The sequence below is a fragment of the Aeromonas sp. 603079 genome (genome assembly GCF_049172135.1).
GTDB lineage: Bacteria > Pseudomonadota > Gammaproteobacteria > Enterobacterales > Aeromonadaceae > Aeromonas > Aeromonas veronii.
In genome coordinates this window covers 1-22,237 of the sequence record NZ_JAAKPX010000024.1, presented here as the reverse complement: position 1 = coordinate 22,237, position 22,237 = coordinate 1, and the positions used below count along the sequence as shown (strand labels likewise).

The window sequence follows — 22,237 nt, the reverse complement described above, 5'->3', positions numbered from 1 at the left end:
TTGGCGGGATAAACAGGACTCAATGATTGCTTAACCGGATTCCCCTTCCGATAATGCGGGAGTGATTTTCACCGGGTAGCCCGTTGTAGGGGATCGCACCGGGTAACCCAGACACTCGACAATACGGGAGTGAAAAAATGAACAAGCGTAACTGGTTGCTGGCCCTGTCACTGACGTTGGTGGTGTCACCCAGCCATGCCGACTGGGAGAAACTGAAGGCTGCCGCCGCCGATCTCGGCACCGCCGTGAGTGAGACTAGCAAGGAGGTATGGCAGGATGTCAGCGACTTCTCCAAAAAGAGCTGGGCCTCCATCTCTGCCTGGGGTGAAGAGGCGTTCAATACCGCCGGGGTCTGGACCGACAAGAGCATCGCCACTGGCAAGGAGTGGCTGAAGGTAGCCGACAAGAAGCTCGACGAGATGCTGGAGCCCAAAACCCCGCAGGAGGCGCGGGTGGCGCTCAACACCATGGCCGACACGGCACTGGTGCGCCTGTTCAATGAACAGCCTTCAGCCAAGTTGCTGTTTGACAAGGCGTATGGCTACGCAGTATTCGATTCGCGCAAGTTCTCCCTGATGCTGCATACCAATCAGGGCGCCGGGGTGGCCATCAATCGCAAGAGTGGCAAACACACCTATATGAAGATGTTTGGCGCGGGGCTGGCGGCCGGTATCGGTGGCAAGTTCTATCAGCAGGTGATCCTGTTTGAAGACAAGGCCAGATTCGATGCCTTCGTGACCCAGGGTTGGGAGGCGACTTCCGAAGTGGGTGTGGTAGCTGGCAAGGAGAGCGCCGAGCTTACCGCCAAATACAACGGCGGCATGGCCATCTACCAGATCGGCGAGAAGGGATTGCTGTTCGATGCCAACATCTCCGGCTCCAAATACTGGATCGACAAGGATTTGAGTCAGTAACCATTCAGGCGGTGAGCCCTCGGCATTTGCCCTGCTCACCGTGCGGCAGTTGCAGTCAAAGATCGCCCGCACTCATCCTGCGGGCGTGCTTGTTTGTGGTGGCGTGATGCGGGTGTTGGATGGCAAAGCGCCTTTTCCCGCGCGAATGCTGGGGACAAAAAGCCATCGCTCCCCTTGGCCGCAACCGGTATAATGCGCGACCCGAATTTTTCCAGGTGTTCAAAATGCAGCCGGTACCCAACCTTTTCTCCTATCCCCGCTATTGGGCCGAGTGCTACGGCACGGCGCCCTTCCTGCCCATGTCCCGCAAAGAGATGGACAAGCTGGGTTGGGACAGCTGCGATGTCATTCTGGTGACGGGGGATGCCTACGTGGATCACCCGAGCTTCGGCATGGCGGTCATCGGCCGAATGCTGGAAGCGCAGGGCTTTCGGGTCGGCATCATCGCCCAGCCGGACTGGTCATCGAAGGATAACTTTATGCGTCTGGGTAAACCGAACCTCTTCTTCGGGGTGACCGCGGGCAACATGGACTCCATGATCAACCGCTACACCTCTGATAAAAAGCTGCGCCACGACGACGCCTACACCCCGGGGGATGTGGGCGGCAAGCGGCCGGATCGCGCCACTCTGGTCTATACCCAGCGCTGCAAGGAGGCCTTCAAGGAGGTGCCGGTGGTTATCGGCGGCATCGAGGCATCCCTGCGCCGCATCGCCCACTACGACTACTGGTCCGAGACCATCCGCCGCTCCATTCTGCTCGATGCCAAGGCCGATATCCTCATCTACGGCAACGCCGAGCGGCCGCTGGTGGAAGTGGCCCACCGCATCGCAGCGGGGGAGAGCATCGACACCATGCAGGATATTCGCGGCACCGCCGTCATCCGCAAGGAGCCGCTGCCGGGCTGGAAAGGGGTGGATTCGAGCAAGCTCGACCAGATTGGCCGCATCGATCCCATCATGAACCCCTATATGGAAGGGGCACCCTGCTCGGACGATGCCACCGACGCGGCCCCTGCCGCGCAGGAAGCCCAGCCTGTGCTGGTGCAGCCGCCCAAGCCCAAGCCGTGGGAAAAAACCTATGTGAAGCTGCCGGCGTTCGAGCGGGTCAAAGAGGACAAGGTGCTCTACGCCCACGCCTCGCGCATTCTGCACCACGAGACCAACCCCGGCTGTGCCCGCGCCCTGTCACAGGCTCACGGCGATCGCATCGTCTGGGTCAACCCGCCCGCTTTCCCGCTGGAAACCGAGGAGATGGACGGCGTATTCGGCCTGCCCTACCAGCGGGTGCCGCACCCGGCCTATGGCAACGAGAAGATCCCGGCCTTCGAGATGATCAAGACCTCGGTCAACATCATGCGTGGCTGCTTTGGCGGCTGCTCCTTCTGCTCCATCACCGAGCACGAAGGGCGCATCATCCAGAGCCGCTCGGAAGAGTCGATCTTGAAAGAGATCGAAGATATCCGCGACAAGGTGCCGGGCTTTACCGGGGTCATCTCGGATCTGGGCGGCCCCACCGCCAACATGTACAAGCTGCGCTGCAAGAGCCCCAAGGCCGAGCAGACCTGCCGTCGCGCCTCCTGTGTCTGGCCCACCATCTGCCCGCACATGGACACCGACCACAGCCCGACCATCAACCTCTATCGCAAGGCGCGCGACCTCAAGGGGATCAAGAAGATCCTGATCGCCTCCGGCGTGCGTTACGACATCGCGGTCGAAGATCCCCGCTATATCAAGGAGCTGGCCAAGTACCACGTCGGCGGCTACCTCAAGATCGCGCCGGAACACACCGAGGAGGGCCCGCTCTCCAAGATGATGAAGCCGGGCATGGGCAGCTACTACCAGTTCAAGGAGCTGTTCGACAAATACTCCAAAGAGGCGGGCAAGCAGCAGTACCTGATCCCCTACTTTATCTCTGCCCACCCGGGCACCACAGATGAAGACATGATCAATCTGGCGCTCTGGGTCAAAGAGAACCGCTTCAAGCTCGATCAGGTGCAGAACTTCTACCCGTCGCCGCTCGCCAACGCTACCACCATGTATTACACGGAGAAAAACCCGTTAAACAAGGTGAGCCGCACCGGTGGCGATGTGTTTGTCGCCAAGGGCGAGCGCCGTCGCCGTTTGCACAAGGCGCTGCTGCGCTACCACGACCCCGCTGGCTGGCCGATGATCCGCGAAGCCCTGCTCGCCATGGGCAAGGGCCACCTGATTGGCAATGGCCCCGGCTGTCTGGTGCCGCCAGAAGGTAGGAATGAGCGGCGCAACGAACACGCCGCCAGCGGCAAGGGGCTAAAACCGGCCCTGACTCGCCACAGTAACATTGCCCATCAGCGCGGCAATGGGGCGGGCAACAAGGCCGCCCGCAGCGAGGCTGGAGCAGGCAATGCCCCGTCAACTAGCAGAAATGGCGGCAAGGTGGGCAATGGCAAACCGGTCGGCTCTCAGCTCCAGAAAGGCTCGGGCAACGGCAAGCCCGCTGCGCAGGGCACTGGTCAGGGCAAACCTGCCGGAAAACCAGCCCATAAGGGCAAGGCACCGACCCGCGCAGGCTCTGCCAAGCCGGGGGCCAAACCCGCCGCTCAGGGCAGCAAGCCTGCGGCCAAAGGAAATGGTGCCAAGCGACCGGCGCGGTAATATTTCCTGATTGGAAAGCGATAGAAATAAAAAGGCGACCGGATGGTCGCCTTTTAACAAGATTGAAAAGTATAATTTTCTATGGGAATTAAAAGCAAAGGTCAGATATTAATTTGTTTTTTTGTTCTAATTTCACTTTTATCTCAGCGCGATATTCAAAAATCTCTTTTATGTAGTTATTAGCTGCTAATTCAAAGTCGTTAGTGAGTCCAAGTATATCGATCACATCTAAAGCAGACATATATTGCTGATGTTCTTTATTATCAAAATCAGAAATGTAAAGTGTGTCAATAATATCTCTTAGAAAATTGTTTCTAAGTTGCCGCATGTATATGAAGTTTAGAATTTTAAGATGTCCAAGAGAAACAGAGTGGATTAAGTTATGTTCTTTTTCGCTAAAATATACGGTAACACCAGATAGCACATCCTTTAAATTTACACTGCGCAAATTCTCCCCAATATTTACTTCTAAGAGCATCTCGTTGTATGAAGGTAATAAAAAGTATTTTTGAAAATAGTGATCATCTATAACTTTGAGGAAATCTAGTTCAACTTTATATCTGTATGGGTTTTCCTTTGCTATCGTATAAAACTTTTCCTTTAACTCAATAGGACTTGAACTGATGAATCTTGATGCATGATATTCTCTAATACTTTTATGAATGTAATGGTATCGAAATCCCTCTTCTAACAGAAGGCATGTGTTTTTAATGCAGTCATTTAAAAATGAAAAATCTGAACTTGGCGTCACTCTAGTAAATTGAATTGATCTTTTACTGATAGCTAGAGCTTCTTGTCTAGAAAGAGAGGTTTTGTCTTCTATTGTACAATAAAAACAAAATGCACAGAATAACTCTTCCAGCTGCTTTTCATTTAGGCCTGACTTATATTCTCTTCTAAATCCAGGTTTTGTGGAGTCATGTCTATTAACCAGAAGGTAAAAGATGTTTTCATAAAACTCATGTAGCTGTGATGGTATTTTTGTATAGGTCTTATAGGTGACAGCTAGTAAAGTAAGTAGCAGTGGAGTTGTAATTAATCTGGCTATTTCACTGCTGTTTTCGTGTAGGGATTTGAGTATCTGATGAACAGTTGCTTCGTTTTTATTAAAAAACTTTAGCAAAATAGGTTTGAAGTCACTTGGTTGTAAAGGCTCTAGGTCATATACTGAAAAGAATGAAATTTTTTGAATATCAGCACCTGGGCGTGAGCTAATTATAATTTGTTGGTTTCGATATTTTGAACACAGGCTGTCCAAGTAACTTAATGTTTCTCGCAAGCATGTTTCTGGTATTTCGTCGAAAGCATCAAGTAATAATGTAAATTTATTAGAGGAATAAATAAGGTCCAAATCTTTTTCTTCAATATTAAAGCCAAGGTCATTAATTGAACTTACAATTGTAGATTGAATACTATTTTTCTCTGTTATTTTCATTAGCTCAATAAAAAGAGGAATAGTTTTTCCTTCTTTTAGTCTTGCACCGGCTAGGTATCGCAATAAGATTGACTTTCCTTGTCCGGCAGTTCCTTGGATGACTACCTTGCAATTTTCAGGGAATATATCTAAGGAGTGAACGCTAATGATGTTTCCATCTACAGTGATTTTTGATGGGTAATAAAATTCGTTAAGATTAACACTCTTGTCAATTTGCCAAAAAGTTTTTACGTTTTCAACATTTGCTGCTTTTTGATAAATATCAATTGTGTTTATTTTGTCTAGTTTTTTGAATGCACTAGACTTAGCTTTAAGAAAACTGATGGCTTCTGAAATAGTTGCTTTGAAGGTTTCGGTTACTAATATGTTTTCTAGCATGTTCTAATTTCTTTTTAATTTGTTTGATTAAGGGTGATTTTATAAAGGACTCGTACACACGCCTTTCTGTTTGGGGCGTTACTCCACAAAATCTCACGCTGCTGCTAATAGATCAAAGCTTCCAATTTACGAAATTGACCAGCGAGGTCAACAGGTATTAGATGGCTATGAGATAAGCCAAGTTAAAATGTTAAAACGAATCTTACAATTATAAGAATATAATGCTTTAACTTGTTCTATAAATAAGACCAAAGGCTGTGTTTTTAGTCAGGGGATAACTGGATCAAATCAGCCACAACCTTATTTGTTATTTTTCTGGCTAAACAGCTGAAGTCTGAATAGACTACTTTTTATCTTAATAATGGTGTTAATATAAGGCCCCTAGAGCCTAGAGTAGTAATGCCTTCGGGGCTAAACATGGAGAACTAATTCTATCTAATATCAAACTCCAAATTGGGGCTTGCCATATTTCAATAGTAGTTCTTCAATAAAGTCTGAGTCTTTAGATAGGGGTGTTGTTTCTTCGGTAACCTCTGGTTTTGCACCAATAGCTCCAACGTACACTTTCCGGTATGCTGTCAAAACAGCATCTTCAGGAACAGCAATATCTCGAGTACCTTGAAAGTCTAGCTTCATACTTCCTTGTACCCAACCTGATGGTGTTAGATGCATGTATTCCCATTCATTACTAAGTGGCATAATTCCCTCTCTATATTAACGATGTTAACTATATATTTTTCAACATAGAAGAAATTTGGGGCACCCACCTTTTTGTGTGAGGTGTATCATTATCAAATCCCATGCTACCGCTCATGGATGACAGCTTCCAATATGCCCCTTTGACTGGTAATGGGCAGCAACCCATAACCAGTCAACAGGTTCTGGATGGCTATGGTAAGCCAAACGAAACTACCGAGACGAGAGATTAAATGATGAATTTGTCATAAGAGCCTAATTTTTTGACCTCTACCAAACTCCTCATTTTCTGTGACCTTGCAGCTAACCGGACGGTGATCGGTGGCCATCCTGCGAAATCTGAGACACCTACCTTTCTGTATGAATCTCACGCTACCGCCCGTGGATTACAGCTTCCAATATGCTCAATTGACCCGCGCTGGCAGTAACCCATCGCAGTTCAACAGGTTCTAGATGGCTATGGTAAGCCAAACGAAACTGCTGAAGCGAGTTAATAAATGAGGCAACTATCAGAAATTAATCGTTTTTTGAGCTTGATCAGCAAATGGAGCCGGAAGGCGGCTTTATAGCCATATCCCGCTTTGACAAGCAGGGAAGGGGAGTGGATTGGGGCGACCTGCTGGTCGCCCTTTGTGATTGCCATATCCGGCGCGCTAGGGGTTAGCCGTTATAGCCGTAGCAGCGCTTGAGCTCCTCGAAGTCGTAGTAGTGGCTGCCGCTCTGGTAGGGCTGGCAGCCGGTTTTAAAGGCGATCTCCTTTTCGTTGTAGAGCATCTTGACCAGCACCTGCCGCTGCCCGTTCTGGTAGATATCCCACTGAATATTGGCGGTATAGGGGGAGACCCAGCCGCCGCGCCACTCGTTGTTTTGCTGGCTGAACAGCTGATCCGGGCTGGCCCCCTGACGGCTCCCTTCCAGCTTCATCAGGGCGGCGAGGGGGATAATGGCTTCGGCGTGGGCAAAGCGCAGGGTGGCCCGTCGGCTCTGCTCGCCCTCCACTACCTGACGCTGCACCTCGCCAAACAGGCCGTCGAGCAGCGGCTGGGCAATGGCGTAGGGGGCGCTCTGGTTGGCAAAGCTCGGCCCCTTTTCGTAGAAATCTTCCGCATCGGAGAGGTAGGAGAACCAGGCCGACTCTTCCGGGGTGAGGAACTGCTCCAGCGCCCAGGGTTCGCTGCCCTGTGCCTGCGCTTCGCGGATCATGCCGGGGCCGATGATAAAGAGGTTGTAGAGCATCAGGGCCGCATCCACCTCGTCGCGCACATAGGTCATGCCGCCATCTTCCGGGTTGACAACGACAAACTCGACGCCGCCCGCCAGATAGTCGACAAACCCCTTGCTGTAGATACGCTCCAGCATGCTGCGAGCCATCTCTTTGGTCTTGCTCAGGTTTTTAAGCTGATCCAGCACCCTGGCCAGCTCGGGGGCCGGGGCGATTCCGGCATCTTCGTCGCCGATAAAGCGCAGGTAGCTCTCATAGGCGGGCAGGTAGCGGGCGTAATCCCCTTCGGGCGTAGTCTTGTGGAAGTAGAGCTCGAACTTGTTGACCAGCTTTTTGTCGATCTTCGAGGGGTCATCTTGCGTGAGGTAGCACTGCGCCGAGTCGCTGACATAGTTCACGTCGCGCTTGAGGCTCTCCATAAAGTAGAAGGCGCTTTCGTTGGCCCTGTCCTTGCCCGAGGTGACCACCTTGATGCAGTGGGGCTCGCTGCTGTTGAGCAGGGTCGGCAGCCGCGCCGCCAGCCGGGTGGCGAGATTGGCGTGCTCCTCCTTGCCCAGCGCCGAGAGCAGGCCGTAACCCAGTTTCTGGTTGGCGGCCGTCACCAGATCGACCTTGCCTCCCAGCCCCTGCCCGAGAGTGGTGAGCGCCCCCTGACGCTGCGCCTCTTCCCAGACCAGCTTGGTCAGCACATCATATTTCGGGCTGGAGAGGGAGCGCGAGCCGTGGCGCGCCACCATCTCGGTAAAGACCGGGCTGAACCCCTGGGGCGCTGGCTCGTAGCTCTCCGCCTGCTGCTGCGGGCTGTAGACCGCTTTGGTGCTGTATTGGTAGGCGGTTTTGTCCTGGCTGTCGGCAGACGATTCGTTCTCTGACTGGCAGCCACCAAGCAAGACCAGCGAGACGGCCAAAGCCACATAAGAAGAGCGCGGGAAAGTCATGATGTTCCTTATCTATCCATATGAAAAATAAGTGAAAAACTCTATGGCTTGAAAATGACCGCGGGATGTCAGCCAGATGACAGGCTGATGACTTCTGATAAAGCAGTAAGCAAAGGGAGAGAATCTCTTTTTCGGAACCCCCACCTTGTTGATGCAAAAAGCCCCGAGAGCTGGCGCTTTCGGGGAAGAGGAAAAACATCGACAAGGCATTACAAAGGCATTCGGTTCACACCTGAACCGTATCAGGCATCGACATAGAGCACTTCATTTTTTCGGGACACCCACCTTTTTGACAGTGGCGTAGGGCTGTTCTTGACTTAAGAGGTCACCGTTGAGGGATGTGCCATGACCATTGCCCGTTCACGTCAAATCAGCTTGCAGGATACGCCTTACTACCATGTGGTCAGCCGCTGTGTGCGGCGAGCCTTTCTGTGTGGTGACGATGCCCATTCTGGCCAGAGTTATGAGCATCGGCGTCAGTGGGTGGTCGACAAGTTGGGGCAACTATCGCGGCTGTTTGCAATTGGCATTTGTGCTTATGCGGTGATGAGCAATCATTATCATCTGGTGCTCAAGGTGGAGCCCGATACCGCAGCCAACTGGAGTGAGCGGGAGGTGGCTGAGCGCTGGGCGGCGCTATTCCAGTGGCCGCATTTGGTCAGGCGCTGGTATCAGGGGGAGATGTTGATCGAGCCTGAGCTGGCTGTCGTGCAGCAATTGCTGGCCCAATGGCGGGAGCGGCTTCACTCCATAAGTTGGTTTATTCGGCTACTCAATGAAAATCTGGCCCGTCAGGCCAATCAGGAAGATGGTTGCAAGGGCCATTTCTGGGAGGGGCGCTTCAAGAGTCAGGCTTTGCTCACCGAATCCGCCTTGTTGGCCTGTATGGCGTATGTTGACCTCAATCCGATACGAGCTGCGTTGACCGATCGGCCAGAGCAGAGTGAATACACCAGTATCAAACAGCGCCTTGACGCGCCTGCTACTACTGAGGTTTTGCCACCACTTTTGCTGCCGTTTGCCCGCCAGGGTAAGCCTGAAGAGCTGCCTTATGCCTTCAGCGACTACCTGATGCTGGTTGATTGGACTGGTCGTGCTATTCGGCCCGACAAGCGGGGTCATATTCCGGCCCAATTTGGACCCATTCTGGAACGATTGGGACTCGATGCTGTTCGCTGGTTGAAGCAGGTGACGCTGTTCAGGCGACAAGGGATCAGAGTGGTGGGAGACAGATATCAATGTCAGCAGTTTGCCCGCCACTGTGGCCAGCGACGATGCCATCAACCAAGGCTGTGATAGCTTTGCATCCACCCTGCTGATAGCTCCGGGTATTGCACATAGTCCAATAAATGGCTGTGCAGGGGCTGTTGCTTTCTAAACCTGACAATCTCTCCCACCAGCCTATTTTTGCAGGCATCAGCTCGGATACACACCCCTTATTGGGCCTGCAAGTAGCCTAATAGTGGCTTGCTCCAAAAGGTGGGTGTCCCAATTTGATTCTCTTATGTCGGTCAATGACGTAGCGGCCTGCATTCCGTCGGCCATCGCCACCCTCGGCGATTTTCGCATGCTGGAGCTGGCCGGGGCGCCGCAGCAGTTCGAGGTGGTGGTTGGCAGACACCGCAAAAGTCAGGGCAATCTCGCCATCGAGTGGCTGGCCGAGGTGATCAAGTCGGTCTGCGATCTTGCCATGCCCAAATAACGTTGCCGTTTGCACAGAGCGGCCGCCACCAGCGAACGCGCTAACGGCAGGCTGGATCTGCGGGACAAATCCTGCGATGGTGCGGGCAGTTATCCGCTTGTCCGTTATCGAGTGAAAAGGAGTTGAGATGCGCATTGCCATGATTGGTCTGGGGGATATCGCCCAGAAAGCCTATCTGCCGCTGCTGGCGAGCGACGAGCGGATCACCCCGCTGCTCTGTACCCGCAATCCGGCGGTGCTGGAGAAGCTGGCCCGCCAGTATCGGGTCGCCGAGTGCTTTACCGATGTGGCGGCCCTGCTGGCCAGCCGTCCCGACGCCGTGATGATCCACGCCGCTACCGCCGTTCACCGCGAGCTGGCCGAGCAGTGCCTGCGCGCAGGGATCCCCACCTTTGTCGACAAGCCCCTGTGCGACAATCTGGCCGAGGCCGAGGGACTGGCCAACCTCGCCATCGCGCAAGACTGCGCCCTCTTTACCGGTTTCAACCGCCGCTATCTGCCCGCCATGGATGCTGCCCGTGCCCAGCCGCTCACCGAGCTTAACTGGCAAAAACACCGCTTCGCTCTGCCGGGCAAGGCGCGGGATTTTCTGTTCGACGACTTTATCCATGTGCTCGACAGCCTCTGCTTCTATGGCGCCGTGCCGGGCGGCGACGTTCATGCGGTATTGCGCCCCTGTGCGCAGGACAACAGCTTGCTGGCCGGGGTAAGCGTCAGCTGGCAGAGCGGCGATCGTGCCATCAGCGGCAGCATGAACCGCAGCGCCGGGATCACCGAGGAGCGCATCGATGCCTACGGCGACAACCTCTCCCTGCACCTTGAGAACTGCACTCGCGGCATCATCGCCCGCGATAAGCAGGCCGAGATGCTTAGCCCCAGCGACTGGCAGCCGGTGCTGGCCCAGCGCGGCTTTGCCGCCATGCTGGAGCACTGGTATCAGCAGGTTGAAATCGGCAAGGCGGATAGCGAGCTGATCGCCTCCTACCTGCATGGTCACCGGCTGGCGGAGCAGCTGGTCGTGCTGGCTGACAAGCGGGGATAAGGCTGGCTGGAAGTGCGCGTGGCATGAATGCGCGGTGCGTGAGAAAGACGCATGAAAAACAACGGGGGCCGCAGTTTCGGCCCCCGTTGTTATGGGATGAGATGCATGGGATCAGATGCACTTTACCGGCTTGGGCAGGCCGCCAATCTTGGTCGCCTGCTTGGCGGGCCCTTCCGGGAACAGCTTGTAGAGGTAGCGGCTGTTGCCCTTCTCGGGGCCGTACTGCTTCTCCATCGCCTTGACCAGCGCGCGGATGGCGGGGGAGGTGTTGAACTCCAGATAGAAGGCGCGCACAAAGCGCACCACTTCCCAGTGCGGCTCCTCAAGCGTGATCCCCTCCTGCGCAGCCAGTACCAGCGCCAGCTCCTCGCTCCAGTCGTTGCTGTTGAGCAGGTAGCCCTTGGCATCGGTCTCGATGAGTTGGCCGTTGAATTCCAGCTGATGTTTTTCGGGCGCAGACATGAGGGCTCCTCGCTAATGGGGCTATCAGGATTGGGCGGGCATGGTAGCGCCTTGATCCCCGGTGAGCAACCGACTCTCGTTGGCCAGATGCAGCAGCTGATCCGCCAGCTCGCTGATCAGGTTGAGCTGCTGGGTCAGCATCAGCTGCTCCTCGCTGCTGTCCGGACTTATCACCGGGCACTGACCACCGATGGAACTGGAGGGGTTGCCCGCCAGATGTCCGGCGGCCTGCTCCAGGGTGTGGCAGATGTGGTGGCGCACCTCATCCAGCCCGCTGATGGCCTCCAGCTTGTCGCGATGGGCCCCCAGCGCCGAAATGTAGGAGAGCAGGGCATGGTTGCGCCAGGTGAGGGTAAAGCAGAGATCGAGGAAGCGGCGGCGCTTTTGCGGCTCCACCAGCATGCTCTGCCAGGCGGTGGCCAGCTCGCTGTCTGCCAGATGGGCGCTCTTGCGCGCCACCCGATAGTCGATGGACTCGTCTCGCTGCTGCTTGAGGCTCGCCAGCACCGCTGAGAGGTAGCGGGCGTTGGCCGAGAGCGAATTGGCGATAAGCGTCGGCAGCCGCTTGTACTGCCAGTCCGGCCAGAGCCAGGCCACCAGCCCGTAAGAGATCAGGCAGCCGAGCAGGGTATCGAGCAGCCGTGGCCCGAGAATGGCAAAGCCGATGCCATCGAGCAGATTGAACGCCATCAGCACGTAGAGGGTGATAAAGCAGACCGCGGCGCTGTAGTTGTTGCGCACCTGGGTAAAGAAGAGGAAAGCGGCCAGCCCCATCACCACCAGCTGGACGTGCAGCTCGGGAAACAGCCAGAGCACCGGAATGCCCACCAGTATGCCGGCGAAGGTGCCGAGCATCCGCTGCACCAGTCGGCGGCGGGTGGCGCTGTAGCTGGGCTGGCAGACAAACAGCACGGTCAGCAAAATCCAGTAGCCCTTATCCATATCAAAGGTTTGCAGTATGCCGTAGCCGATCACCAGTCCGAGCGACAAACGCAGCGCGTGGCGAAACACCATGGAGTGCAAGGTGAGGTGCTGCTTGAGCTGGGCTAGCAGCGGCAGGCGGAGGGGGCGCGCCAGCGCTGGCAGATCCTGCTCCGGCTGCTCGGGGTTTTGCAGCACTTCGGCGCTGCCCAGCAACTGGTTGATGCTGGCCAGATTGCGGCGCAGGAATTTCATCGGCGTCAGCAGGGTTTTCGGGTAGTGCTGCTTGAGATTGGTGAACTCCAGCTGATCGCCTAGGGCCTCCAGCGTCCAGTGGATGCGCTTGTTATGGGCGTAGGGCTTGTGCACCAGAATGGCGTAACCGAGCCGCTGGCATGCCTCGGAGAGTTGCAGGAACACCTCCTGAAATCCTTCCAGTACGATGCCTTGCTTGAGCTCCGCTTCCAACCGGCTGTAGGGATAGTGGCTGGAGGTGGCGCGCTCGTGAATCTCCAGCGCCAGAAGATAGAGGCGCAGCAGGCTGGCCAGCTCGGGGCTCGCCGGATGGCGGCGGCTCAGGCGGGCGTTGAGGGCCGACTTGGTGAGGGTCAGCGCGCTCACCAGATTGATGTTGAGCTGGGCCAGATTGTGGCGAATGGCCTGGGCGCCGTGCTCGTCCGCCGGGAAGAAGCGGGACTTTTCCAGCAGGTAGCGGCCAAGGGCGAAGTAGCTCTGGGCCAGTTGCTCGTGCAGGGTCTTGTAGGGCAGCAGCCAGAGCCAGATAAACGAGACCAGCCCGTACCAGAGGGCGCCGGCGCCGAGTGCCAGCGGCTGGTAGAAGAGATCCGGCGCCTTGGCGGCCCCCAGCATGGTGTAGATGGCGATCAGCAGCGAGCCAAAGCTGATGGTGGCGTAGCGGGCACCGAGGGCCCCCACCATCACAAAGATAAAGGTGGAGCTGGCGAGCCCAATGGCAAACAGCCAGGGGGTGGGGTAGAGATACTGCACGCACAGGGACGCAAACATGAAGCAAATCAGCGTCATGGCGAGGTTTTTAAGGCGTCCCCACAGGCTGTCGTCGGTTTCGGCAATGGCACCCGCCACGACCCCGAGGGAGAGCAGCACGGTGAGCTGGATATTGCCGGTGGCCAGGGTGAAGGCGAGCAGACCGAGAATGGCCAGCAGCACCTTGAGGGCGAAGTAGATGTGACTATCGGTCAGCAGTCGGCGTAACAAACCGGAGAATTCCATGGGCATGCTAGGCACCACCCTTGAGCGAAGCAAAATCGATGTGACTATCAATCAGCAGTCGGCGCAGCAGGCCAGAGAGATCCATCGGCATGAGACAGGTGAAACCCTTGATCGAAACGAGAGCGAGATAGTAACCCGCCAAGCGCGAAGTGGCCCTGATCCAAATCAGGGCCACTTCGCTTCATATCCTTGATTTACAACTTATCCTGACAAAAATCGGCGCCAATAAAAACCCCGCCGAAGCGGGGTTTCTGATTAGTTGCGGTTGCCGCCAAGCAGGCTCAGCAGGCTCAGGAAGATGTTGTAGATGGAGACATACAGGGTCACGGTGGCAGAGATGTAGTTGGTCTCGCCGCCGCGCACGATCTGCTGGGTAGTCAGCAGGATGGCGCCGGAGGAGAAGAGCATGAACATGGCGGACAGTGCCAGGCTCAGGGCGCTCATCTGCAGGAAGATGTTGGCAATCATGGCCACCAGCAGTACCCAGAAACCGACGAACAGCATGCCGCCAATGAAAGAGAGGTCACGCTTGGTGGTCAGGGCATAGGCCGACAGACCGAAGAAGGTGAGCGCGGTGCCGCCAAGGGCGGTCATCACGATCTCGCCACCACCATTGTTCATGTACATGTTGATGATGGGGCCCAGGCTATAGCCCAGCAGACCGGTCAGGGCGAAGGTGAAGACCAGCCCCATGCCGTTGTTGCGATTCTTCTCGGTCAGGAACATCAGACCGTATACGCCGATGAGGAAGATGGCCCAGTGCAGCGGCGGCATGTTCATTACGGTCGCGATGCCCGCCACCACGGCAGAGAAGCCCAGAGTGAGGGAGAGCAGCATATAGGTGTTACGCAGCACCTTGTTGGTATCGCGTACGGCACTTTGGGTGCCAGTGTAGATAGAACGGGTATCCATCTTGGGTGTCCTCTTGATGTCCGGGTGAGACGGCGAGCAGCCGCCTCGTGATCGCTGTTTGTTACTGCATGTTTACGCATTGTATGTAGAACAAATAGGGATGACGAGGAACAATTTCAAGCCACCTGCCATTTTGCTCCCGCACACTATCCCACAGGAAATATGTATTGCATATGAACAAGGGCTTAGCGTAGTATGCACGCCGTTCGGAGGGGTGGCAGAGCGGCTGAATGCACCGGTCTTGAAAACCGGCGATGGGCGACCATCCGTGGGTTCAAATCCCACCTCCTCCGCCATATTCAAAGAGAAAGCCCAAGCGGTCACCCGCTTGGGCTTTTTGCATCTGCGGTTTTTACCGGTCCACCTGATGGCCTGCGGCTATTGCCACTCCCGATAGCTGGCGAGGCGGTAACCGCGCTCGGCGATAAGGGCGGGCAGGGACGGGTCGGTCAGGATCGCCAGTTCGTTGAGGCGGGGCTGGCAGTAGGAGCTGCCCTGCATTTCAAGATCGACAAAGGAAGGGTGGCACATGATCTCGAGCGAATGGGCCCCCAGTTCACTGGTCTCATCGAGCAGTTGCAGCAGGCTGGCTTGGGTCAGCTGCGCGCCGTAGAAGCGGTCGTCGAACCGATCGCAGCTCTGCGGGTGGGTGACGGTCAGGCCGTGGCGGGCTATTTCGCCCCGGTCGATGCGAAGGGGCAGGCCATGCGCCTTGGCGAAAGCCTCCACCAGCGGGTAGAGTGTCGGCAACATATGAACATGGTGGTGGCTGTCGATATGGGTCGGCTGCTTGCCGAAAATCGCGACAAAGCGCTGATACTGACTCGCCAGCTCACCGGATATCTCGGCCAGATCCAGCTCTCCCGCCTCGCTCTTGTGCCAGATCCCCTTGTTGAGCTCGCCCTGCTCGTTCACCAGCGAGGTGAGCGGCGTGAGCGGCTTCCCCCAGCTGAGCATAAAGTGCAGCCCGACTGGCAATTCGGGGAAGCGTTCGGCCAGCCAGGCGGCGTGTGCGATAGCGGGGGAGGTGACGATGGCGCTGGTGGAGCTGACGACCCCGTGCTCGAACGCCTCTACGATGCCGTAGTTCTGGGCGCGGCAGAGGCCGAAATCGTCGGCGTTGATGATCAATCTCTTGCTCATGGCAGTCCTCTTGCGGTTAAGCGCCCCGCCGGTTCGGGCGGGGCGTGCTGGCCTCAGGCGAGGGCGTCGATGGCGGCGGCGAAGTTTGGCAGGTGTTCGCGGTGGGCCAGCAACAGCTCGCGGGCGACGATGCGGGCATCGTTGTCGGAGTGGATCAGCGGGTTGAGGTTCATCGCCAGCAGCAGGTCATCGAAGTCGCCACTGATGGCAGCCTTGGCGGCGGCTATCTCGAAGCTCTTGATGAGGTGCACCAGCCCGTTCACTTTGTCGTCAAAGCGGGTGAGGCGCGGGTGGGGGATGGCACCGTCACGCCCGATAAGGCAGCTCATCTCCACCGTCCAGTCGGCCGGGATATTGGTGACATGGCCCTGATGGGGCACGATGACGTAGTGCTCGCTCTGCTTGTCGTTGTAGATGGCGCTGATCACTTCGCAGGCTGCATCGGAGTAGTAGGCGCCGCCACGCAGCTCCAGCTCCTTGGGCTTTTCGCACAGATCGGGGTTCTGGTAGAGCTCGAACAGCTTCTTCTCGACCTGCTGCACCACTTGAGCCCGGGCACCGCCCTTGTAGAACTCGCCCATCTCGATCCCCAGCATCTCTTTCTCCTTGAAGTAGTAACGCAGGTAGGAGCAGGGGAGCAGGCGCAAGCCGCGGATAAAACCGGGGTCGAACGGCAAATCGAAGATGTTCTTGACCGAGCTGGCGCGGGTCAGGCTGCCATCGGCGACCCCTTCCAGCAGCTCGTCAAAGCGGGATTCACCGTTGACCAGCACATCGCCGATAAAAACCAGATGATTGAGGCCGAACAGATCCATGGAGAGGTGATCCTGCTCGGTCAGTTTGAGGGCATCGCGCACGAACATCTGCATACCGACCGGAATGTTGCACACCCCGATAAAGCGGCGGAAGTTGGTATGACGGCGCACCGCTTCGGTCACCATGCCGGCCGGATTGGTGAAGTTAATCAGCCAGGCATCCGGGCAAAGCTCTTCGACGTCTCGGATGATGTCGAAGATGACCGGTATGGTTCGCAGCCCCTTGAACAGGCCGCCTGCGCCGTTGGTCTCCTGCCCCAGCATGCCGTGACTGAGCGGGATGCGCTCATCCTTCTCCCGCGCCTGCAGCTGGCCGACGCGAAGCTGGGTGGTGACGAAGTTGGCACCCACTAGTGCCTCGCGGCGATCCAGGGTTTTGTGCAGGGTCATGGGGATGCCTGCCTGGCGGATCATCCGTTGGCACAGGTCGAAGATGATGTTCAGTTTCTCTTCGCCAGCGGGAATATCCACCAGCCACAGCTCGCTGATGGGCAGCTCGGCATAGCGCTTGATGAAACCATCGACCAGCTCGGGGGTGTAGCTGCTGCCGCCGCCAATGGTGACTACCTTGATCTTCTCGCTCATAAATCCCTCTTCATCGATCTTTCTAGGTTTGATGGTGGCCGCTCTGTCTTCATGGTGAGAGGGGCCGCAGCCGCCTGTGGCAGGGGCTGGTCACAATGGATTGGTTCTCTTGAACCGGGTTGTTTAGGTCAGCAAGTCGCTGGTCTCAGGCTGAACTTTCGAATTTCGGATAGAGATATTTGCGGTAACTGCCCGGGGTAAACGAGGTGAGCTTCTTGAAGTTTTTGATAAAGAGGCTGACGTCGTTGTAGCCGGTCTCGAAGGCGATATCGGCCACCGAGTTGTTGGTCACCTCCAACTGCATCTTGGCGTAGTTGATCCGGATCTCATTGATGATCTGCATCGGCGTCTTGTTGTAGTAACGCCGGGTGGCCCTGGTCAGATACTCCTGGCTCTTGCCACAGAGGGAGACCATGTTGGCCAGCGCATCCTCGGCAAAGAGGGGGCGATCGTGCATCCGCTCCACGGTTTCGTGGAGCCAGAGCGGAAGATCATCGCTGGCGGAGGTGTCCTTGTAGTGACGCAGCCGGTTCATCACCGCGTAGGTCACCACTTCGAGAAATTCGGTCAGCGCCTCTTCCCTAAACCCCGGCGAGACCAGCACCGACTCGATGTAGCTGAGGAACTCGCTCTTGAGCGGATAGGCCTGTGAGGCGACGAAGTGTTCCGGCAACAGGTATTTGAAGTGCTCGTCAAAATAGGTACGGGTGATCCCGACGTTAAAGATGCGGGTGGTGCCGAACTCGTAGAAGCTCTGATGGCGGGAGCCGAGCGGGATAAACACCACGTCCCCCCGCTCCAGCAGCACCCGCTTGCCGTTGACCTCCTGATAGTAACGACCGGTCAGTACCAGGGTGAACTCGTAGTAGTCATGCTGGTGCAAACCGGTTCCGCTCACCTGTTTGTTGTAGATGAACATGTGGAACGGTTTGTTGTTAAACAGTTCGGTTTCCCGGATTGTTTTAACGCTCATGAGTCGCTTCCTGATCTGCGGGCAGATGACGGGGCCTCTCGCCCCGTCCGGAGGTTATTGGTTCTGCAGCTTTTCGTGCAGCTCGATCAGTTCGCTGATCAGCTCACGGGCCAGCATGGAGGTCATCAGGTGATCCTGGGCATGGACCAGCACCAAGGTGACCGGGATCTTGCCTTCCCCCTGATCGTCCTCGATCAGCTGGGTCTGCACCAGATGGGCGGCATTGAGCGCCTCGCGGGATTGTGCCATCAGCTGGTGAGCGGCAGCCAAGTCCCCCTCCTTGGCCTTTTTCAGCGCGGTATAGGCGAGACTGCGGGCCTGCCCGGAGTTGATGATAAGCCCCATTACCACCTCTTCCAGATCGTTGCTGGTGGTGGCCTCTTCAGTGATGTTGTCCAGATCGAACATGTGTCGTTCCTTGCGTAAATGCGTTAATTGAAACCGTTAATTAAAACCATGGTTGCGCGCTACCTCGGCAAACCAGTAGCCGCTCTTCTTGATGGTGCGCTGCTGGCTCTCCAGATCGAGGCGGACGAAGCCGTAACGGTTCTTGTAGGCGTTGAGCCACGACCAGTTGTCGATAAAGGTCCACAGGTGATAGCCGCGACAGGCGCTGCCCTCTTCCAGTGCGCGATGCAGCCACTGGAGGTGCTCGCGAATGAACTGGATGCGGTAGTCATCCTCCACCCGTCCCTCGGGACCGATAAAGCGCTCTTCCCCTTCGACCCCCATGCCGTTTTCCGAGATGTAGCAGGGCAGGTTGCCGTAGTTGACTCGCAGGTCGGTGAGGATGTCGTAGATCCCTTTTTCGTAAATCTCCCAGCCGCGGTGGGGGTTCATCTTGCGGCCCGGCATCTCGTAGTAGTCGAACAGATCTTCCGGCGTGCGCGGTACACCCTGCCACGCCACCTCTTTGGCCTTGACCCGGCGCGGCTGGTAATAGTTGATGCCGAGGATATCCACCTTGCCGGCGGCGAGCAGCGCCTTGTCACCCTCTTCGATCTGCGGCAGCAAGTCGTACTGCTCTAGCAGCGCGACCAGCTCGGGGGCGTAGCTCCCCTTCAGGGCAGGATCGAGGAAGCTTTTGTTGAGCAGCAGATCCGCGATGCGGGAGGCGGCGAGATCTGCCGGATCCTGCGAGCGGGGATAGGTCGGGCTCAGGTTGAGGATGATGCCGATCTCGCCATCATGCTGGCAGGCGCGATAGGCCTGCACGGCACCGGCATGGGCCAGAGCGGTGTGGTAGGCGACGGTAGCCGCCCGACCAAAATCGACCACGCAGGGGTAGTGGTAGTGGCCAAGGTAGCCGCACTCGACCGGCACAATCGGCTCGTTGAAGGTGAACCAGTGCTTGATGCGACCGCCAAACAGGTCGAAGCAGCGGGTGGCGTAGCGCACATAGGCGGCCACCACTTCCCGGCTCTCCCAGCCGCCACGCTCCTGCATGCACATCGGCATGTCGAAGTGGTAGAGGTTGATAAGCGGGGTGATCCCCTCGGCCAGCAGCCGGTCAAAGACGGCGTTGTAGAAGCTGACCGCCTCCTGGTTGATTTCGCCCACCCCGTCCGGGATCAGCCGTGACCAGGAGATGGAGGTGCGAAAACTGTTGTGCCCCAGCTGCTTGAGCAGCTTGATGTCGCTCTCGAAGTTGTCATAGAAGGTGGAAGTGTCGGTCGGGCCGACCCCGTTGTGGAAACGCTGCGGTTCGATGGAGAACCAGTAGTCAAAGATATTGGTGGATTTGCCGCCGCGGTTGGCGGCGCCTTCCATCTGCGGGGCCGAGCTGGCGCTGCCCCACCAGAAGTTATCCGGAAAACGATACTGCATGGGTTACTTCTCCAGGCTGTTAGGGGAGGAGTTTTGCTCCTCCCTTGCTGTCATTGGAATGGCTGTTATCAGAACTTTAGAGCCAGAGCGATATCCTCTTCGCTCTCCTCTTCTTCATCGATGACGTTCTGCGCTTTGTTGGCAATCAGCACGAAGGGGATATACATCATGGTCGCGACACCTAGGTTGAATATCGCCAGACAGAAGGCGGCCACGCTGCCGTTGGTGTTGAAGAAGGCACCCAGGCCGGTCGGCATGGTCCATGGCGCTATGTTGGTGATGGGAGGGATGATCCCGGCGTAGTAGGCCGCCATGGTGATCCCCATCAGTACCGGGTGCACCAGGATGAAGGGCACCAGCAGGATGGGGTTCATGATGACCGGCAAGCCGAACAGGATGGGCTCGTTGATCTGGAACAGACCGGAGGGCAGGCCCAGCTTGGCCACCTGACGGTAGTCATCGCGGCGTGAGACCATAAAGATGGCCAGGATAAGGCCAAGGGTGGCACCGGTACCGCCGAGGAAGACGAAGGAGTCGGTGATCGGCTTGGCCCAGAAGTGGAACTGCTTGCCTGCCTCCAGCGCCGCTTCAACCGAGCCGTACTGGTTGTAGAGGGCGACGTTTTCCAGGGCGAAGGGGAACAGAATGCCGGATTCCAGCGCGGTGAGCGCCAGCATGCCGTGTACCCCGAAGAACCAGAGGAAGGAGGAGAACACCACATAGACCCAGCCGACCAGACCGCTCATATTGGACAGCGGCTTGGCGATGCTGTCCATGATCAGCTGGTGGAAGTTGGTGCCCGCATCGTTCAGCAGATAGGAGATGACCCCCATGATGGAGAGGATGATAAAGCCTGGAATGAGCGCGGAGAACGAGCGGGAGACCGAGGCCGGCACGCTGTCAGGCAGGGTGATCACCCAGTTGCGACGGACGATAAAGGCGAACATCTCGGCCACGACGATACCGATCAGCATGCCGGAGATGATGTTGGCTCCGCCCAGCCAGTTGGCGCCCACCGCATAGGCGTCGCCCACGCTGAACGGCGTGACGGTCATAAAGGCCGCTACCGAGAGCAGGCCCGATGCCAGGGGATCGCTCTTGCGCTCTTCGGCCAGCGCCAGACCGATAAAGAAGGGGGCCATCAGGGACATGATCCCCAGAGTGCCGTTATAGACGTTGCCACCGATGCTTTTGAGGCCATCCAGGGTGGCGATGGTGGCAGGATCGATCCGCACGCCGATGGAGTAGAAGAAGGAGCCTTCGCCAAAGCTCAGGAACACGTTGTTGATCAGTACGAACATGGCCCCGACCAGTGTCAGGGGCATCATCTTGATAAAGCCGTTCTTGATGGCGTTGACATGAGGCTGTTTGCCCAGCTTGACGGCAATGGGCAGTATGACCTTCTCCAACGATGCGATGATGTTGCTCACAGGGATCTCCTTACCTATGCGAGGCTCTTCTTGATGGAGGCGACGGCGGCTTTCAGCACGCCCAGCCCGTCGACCTTGCCGTAGAGCAGGGTGTCAATCACCTCGACCGGTTTGCCCGGCAGCTGTTGCTGGATCTCCGGCAGCATGTATGCGATTTGTGGCCCCAGCAGCACCAGGTCGGCATCCTGTCCCTTCTCGCCAGCCAGGGTCTCCGGGTAGGCATCGATCAGCACCGGCACATCATATTTTTCCGCTTGGGCCCTCATCTTTGAGACCAGCAGTGATGTGGACATGCCCGCAGAGCAAAACAGGTAGATACGCTTCTTTTCCATAACCCTTCCCTCAACGCTTGAAAACCAAATGAACAGATCGGTCGAGATGCGTGTCTGTCGTGCTAGCAAGACAAATCAATCATCTCCTATTGACATGATTGTAATGAATTACTGGATTTACCTGGTATTTCAATACTTAAATCAATAGTGTCTAATTGACATTTGGTGTTGCCACTGTTCACACTTTTGATGGCGGATATCAGAATAAGAACACGTAAAACAGTCGGTGCAGGGGATGTGATAGATTTATAAGTTGTTTTATTTCAATTAATTATAATTTCTTGTGAGGTGTGTGAGCCTCTTTTTTTTAAAAAAAGAAATAATTGGTGAAATGTCACAATTTTTAAGTAATGCAACGTGGTTGATGTTTCTGTTTTTTTGGTCAGGAGGTTGGCCTTGCTATTGAAGTGTGTGCAAATTGACTAATCTGTTTGGCTTCGCTTTTGTGCCTAACAGAGATTGGCGACCTCGTTGTGATGTATCGACGGCGCAAGATGGTTGACAATGAGAAGAGGGAGGTATCACACCTCCCTCTTTTAGCTTTATGTGTCCCGTCCTGAATATGGTTTACACCTTTCCCCCCAATAAATGGAGAGCCCGATGGGACAAGGTGTGAAACGGAC

At 56.1% G+C, this 22,237-nt stretch carries 18 protein-coding genes and 1 tRNA gene; 6 read left to right on the top strand and 13 right to left on the bottom strand.

Annotated elements, in window-relative coordinates; translation table 11 throughout:
* Positions 1–137: 137 nt before the first annotated feature.
* Both befA and G5287_RS17000 read left to right on the top strand, forming a co-directional pair.
* A complete protein-coding gene (befA, locus tag G5287_RS17005; RefSeq protein ID WP_323912847.1) occupies positions 138–914 on the top strand; it encodes a beta cell expansion factor BefA in 777 nt (258 codons plus the stop codon).
* Between the two features lie 224 nt (positions 915–1,138).
* A complete protein-coding gene (locus G5287_RS17000; RefSeq protein WP_421231595.1) occupies positions 1,139–3,550 on the top strand; it encodes a YgiQ family radical SAM protein in 2,412 nt (803 codons plus the stop codon).
* A gap of 88 nt (positions 3,551–3,638) precedes the next feature.
* On the opposite strand, the gene G5287_RS16995 is transcribed toward G5287_RS17000, so the two are convergent.
* From G5287_RS16995 to G5287_RS16985, 3 genes are all read right to left on the bottom strand, one after another.
* Positions 3,639–5,363 carry an NACHT domain-containing protein gene (locus tag G5287_RS16995; protein ID WP_421231594.1) on the bottom strand — a complete coding sequence of 575 codons (1,725 nt, stop codon included), beginning with the start codon at positions 5,361–5,363 and terminating at the stop codon, positions 3,639–3,641.
* A gap of 441 nt (positions 5,364–5,804) precedes the next feature.
* Positions 5,805–6,062: a hypothetical protein gene (locus G5287_RS16990; protein ID WP_421231593.1), complete on the bottom strand. Its 258-nt coding sequence runs from the start codon at positions 6,060–6,062 to the stop codon at positions 5,805–5,807.
* Between the two features lie 657 nt (positions 6,063–6,719).
* Positions 6,720–8,219 carry a histidine-type phosphatase gene (locus tag G5287_RS16985; protein WP_421231592.1) on the bottom strand — a complete coding sequence of 500 codons (1,500 nt, stop codon included), beginning with the start codon at positions 8,217–8,219 and terminating at the stop codon, positions 6,720–6,722.
* A 345-nt stretch (positions 8,220–8,564) separates the two neighbouring features.
* Here G5287_RS16985 and G5287_RS16980 point away from each other — a divergent pair, with 345 nt between their 5' ends.
* From G5287_RS16980 to G5287_RS16970, 3 genes are all read left to right on the top strand, one after another.
* The gene (locus G5287_RS16980; RefSeq protein ID WP_216953146.1) at positions 8,565–9,515 is read left to right on the top strand and encodes a transposase; all 951 of its coding nucleotides are present in this window, start codon (positions 8,565–8,567) and stop codon (positions 9,513–9,515) included.
* Positions 9,516–9,723: 208 nt separating this feature from the next.
* A complete protein-coding gene (locus G5287_RS16975) occupies positions 9,724–9,921 on the top strand; it encodes a hypothetical protein (RefSeq protein WP_421231591.1) in 198 nt (65 codons plus the stop codon).
* 127 nt (positions 9,922–10,048) lie between these two features.
* Complete coding sequence (locus G5287_RS16970) at positions 10,049–10,963, top strand: Gfo/Idh/MocA family protein (RefSeq protein ID WP_421231590.1); 915 nt, start codon at positions 10,049–10,051, stop codon at positions 10,961–10,963.
* A gap of 111 nt (positions 10,964–11,074) precedes the next feature.
* On the opposite strand, the gene G5287_RS16965 is transcribed toward G5287_RS16970, so the two are convergent.
* The 3 genes from G5287_RS16965 to G5287_RS16955 form a co-directional block, all read right to left on the bottom strand.
* The gene (locus G5287_RS16965) at positions 11,075–11,425 is read right to left on the bottom strand and encodes a TusE/DsrC/DsvC family sulfur relay protein (RefSeq protein WP_235463163.1); all 351 of its coding nucleotides are present in this window, start codon (positions 11,423–11,425) and stop codon (positions 11,075–11,077) included.
* A gap of 24 nt (positions 11,426–11,449) precedes the next feature.
* Entirely contained in the window at positions 11,450–13,603 is a 2,154-nt protein-coding gene (yccS, locus tag G5287_RS16960) for a YccS family putative transporter (RefSeq protein WP_421231589.1), read from the bottom strand.
* 249 nt (positions 13,604–13,852) lie between these two features.
* Positions 13,853–14,509, bottom strand: coding sequence for a Bax inhibitor-1/YccA family protein (locus G5287_RS16955; protein WP_227342215.1), 657 nt, complete (start codon positions 14,507–14,509; stop codon positions 13,853–13,855).
* 208 nt (positions 14,510–14,717) lie between these two features.
* Between G5287_RS16955 and G5287_RS16950 the strand changes: the two genes are divergently transcribed.
* Positions 14,718–14,805: transfer RNA gene (locus tag G5287_RS16950), tRNA-Ser, on the top strand.
* A gap of 82 nt (positions 14,806–14,887) precedes the next feature.
* On the opposite strand, the gene chbG is transcribed toward G5287_RS16950, so the two are convergent.
* The 7 genes from chbG to G5287_RS16915 all read right to left on the bottom strand — a co-directional run bounded on the left by chbG (position 14,888) and on the right by G5287_RS16915 (position 21,614).
* Positions 14,888–15,652 (bottom strand): chitin disaccharide deacetylase, encoded by a 765-nt coding sequence (gene chbG, locus G5287_RS16945; protein WP_421231588.1) that lies wholly within the window; start codon positions 15,650–15,652, stop codon positions 14,888–14,890.
* A 53-nt stretch (positions 15,653–15,705) separates the two neighbouring features.
* Positions 15,706–17,052 carry a 6-phospho-beta-glucosidase gene (locus G5287_RS16940; RefSeq protein ID WP_421203070.1) on the bottom strand — a complete coding sequence of 449 codons (1,347 nt, stop codon included), beginning with the start codon at positions 17,050–17,052 and terminating at the stop codon, positions 15,706–15,708.
* 145 nt (positions 17,053–17,197) lie between these two features.
* Entirely contained in the window at positions 17,198–18,025 is an 828-nt protein-coding gene (gene chbR / locus G5287_RS16935) for a transcriptional regulator ChbR (protein WP_069554568.1), read from the bottom strand.
* Between the two features lie 54 nt (positions 18,026–18,079).
* Complete coding sequence (chbA, locus tag G5287_RS16930; RefSeq protein WP_005350025.1) at positions 18,080–18,433, bottom strand: PTS N,N'-diacetylchitobiose transporter subunit IIA; 354 nt, start codon at positions 18,431–18,433, stop codon at positions 18,080–18,082.
* Positions 18,434–18,469: 36 nt separating this feature from the next.
* Positions 18,470–19,852 (bottom strand): glycoside hydrolase family 1 protein, encoded by a 1,383-nt coding sequence (locus G5287_RS16925; protein WP_421231587.1) that lies wholly within the window; start codon positions 19,850–19,852, stop codon positions 18,470–18,472.
* A 68-nt stretch (positions 19,853–19,920) separates the two neighbouring features.
* Entirely contained in the window at positions 19,921–21,282 is a 1,362-nt protein-coding gene (gene chbC / locus G5287_RS16920) for a PTS N,N'-diacetylchitobiose transporter subunit IIC (protein WP_421231586.1), read from the bottom strand.
* Between the two features lie 14 nt (positions 21,283–21,296).
* Positions 21,297–21,614, bottom strand: coding sequence for a PTS sugar transporter subunit IIB (locus G5287_RS16915; protein WP_421231585.1), 318 nt, complete (start codon positions 21,612–21,614; stop codon positions 21,297–21,299).
* Positions 21,615–22,237 lie beyond the last annotated feature (623 nt).

What these genes read in the sequence shown, in the direction of transcription:
- G5287_RS16990 (WP_421231593.1), bottom strand. Translation starts at nt 6,062, where the DNA reads ATGCCACTTAGTAATGAATGGGAATACATGCATCTAACACCATCAGGT.
- chbG (WP_421231588.1), bottom strand. Translation starts at nt 15,652, where the DNA reads ATGAGCAAGAGATTGATCATCAACGCCGACGATTTCGGCCTCTGCCGC.
- befA (WP_323912847.1), top strand. Translation starts at nt 138, where the DNA reads ATGAACAAGCGTAACTGGTTGCTGGCCCTGTCACTGACGTTGGTGGTG.
- G5287_RS16965 (WP_235463163.1), bottom strand. Translation starts at nt 11,425, where the DNA reads ATGTCTGCGCCCGAAAAACATCAGCTGGAATTCAACGGCCAACTCATC.
- G5287_RS16985 (WP_421231592.1), bottom strand. Translation starts at nt 8,219, where the DNA reads ATGACTTTCCCGCGCTCTTCTTATGTGGCTTTGGCCGTCTCGCTGGTC.
- yccS (WP_421231589.1), bottom strand. Translation starts at nt 13,603, where the DNA reads ATGCCCATGGAATTCTCCGGTTTGTTACGCCGACTGCTGACCGATAGT.
- G5287_RS16980 (WP_216953146.1), top strand. Translation starts at nt 8,565, where the DNA reads ATGACCATTGCCCGTTCACGTCAAATCAGCTTGCAGGATACGCCTTAC.
- G5287_RS16925 (WP_421231587.1), bottom strand. Translation starts at nt 19,852, where the DNA reads ATGCAGTATCGTTTTCCGGATAACTTCTGGTGGGGCAGCGCCAGCTCG.
- G5287_RS17000 (WP_421231595.1), top strand. Translation starts at nt 1,139, where the DNA reads ATGCAGCCGGTACCCAACCTTTTCTCCTATCCCCGCTATTGGGCCGAG.
- G5287_RS16995 (WP_421231594.1), bottom strand. Translation starts at nt 5,363, where the DNA reads ATGCTAGAAAACATATTAGTAACCGAAACCTTCAAAGCAACTATTTCA.
- chbR (WP_069554568.1), bottom strand. Translation starts at nt 18,025, where the DNA reads ATGAGCGTTAAAACAATCCGGGAAACCGAACTGTTTAACAACAAACCG.
- G5287_RS16915 (WP_421231585.1), bottom strand. Translation starts at nt 21,614, where the DNA reads ATGGAAAAGAAGCGTATCTACCTGTTTTGCTCTGCGGGCATGTCCACA.
- G5287_RS16970 (WP_421231590.1), top strand. Translation starts at nt 10,049, where the DNA reads ATGCGCATTGCCATGATTGGTCTGGGGGATATCGCCCAGAAAGCCTAT.
- G5287_RS16955 (WP_227342215.1), bottom strand. Translation starts at nt 14,509, where the DNA reads ATGGATACCCGTTCTATCTACACTGGCACCCAAAGTGCCGTACGCGAT.
- G5287_RS16940 (WP_421203070.1), bottom strand. Translation starts at nt 17,052, where the DNA reads ATGAGCGAGAAGATCAAGGTAGTCACCATTGGCGGCGGCAGCAGCTAC.
- chbA (WP_005350025.1), bottom strand. Translation starts at nt 18,433, where the DNA reads ATGTTCGATCTGGACAACATCACTGAAGAGGCCACCACCAGCAACGAT.
- G5287_RS16975 (WP_421231591.1), top strand. Translation starts at nt 9,724, where the DNA reads ATGTCGGTCAATGACGTAGCGGCCTGCATTCCGTCGGCCATCGCCACC.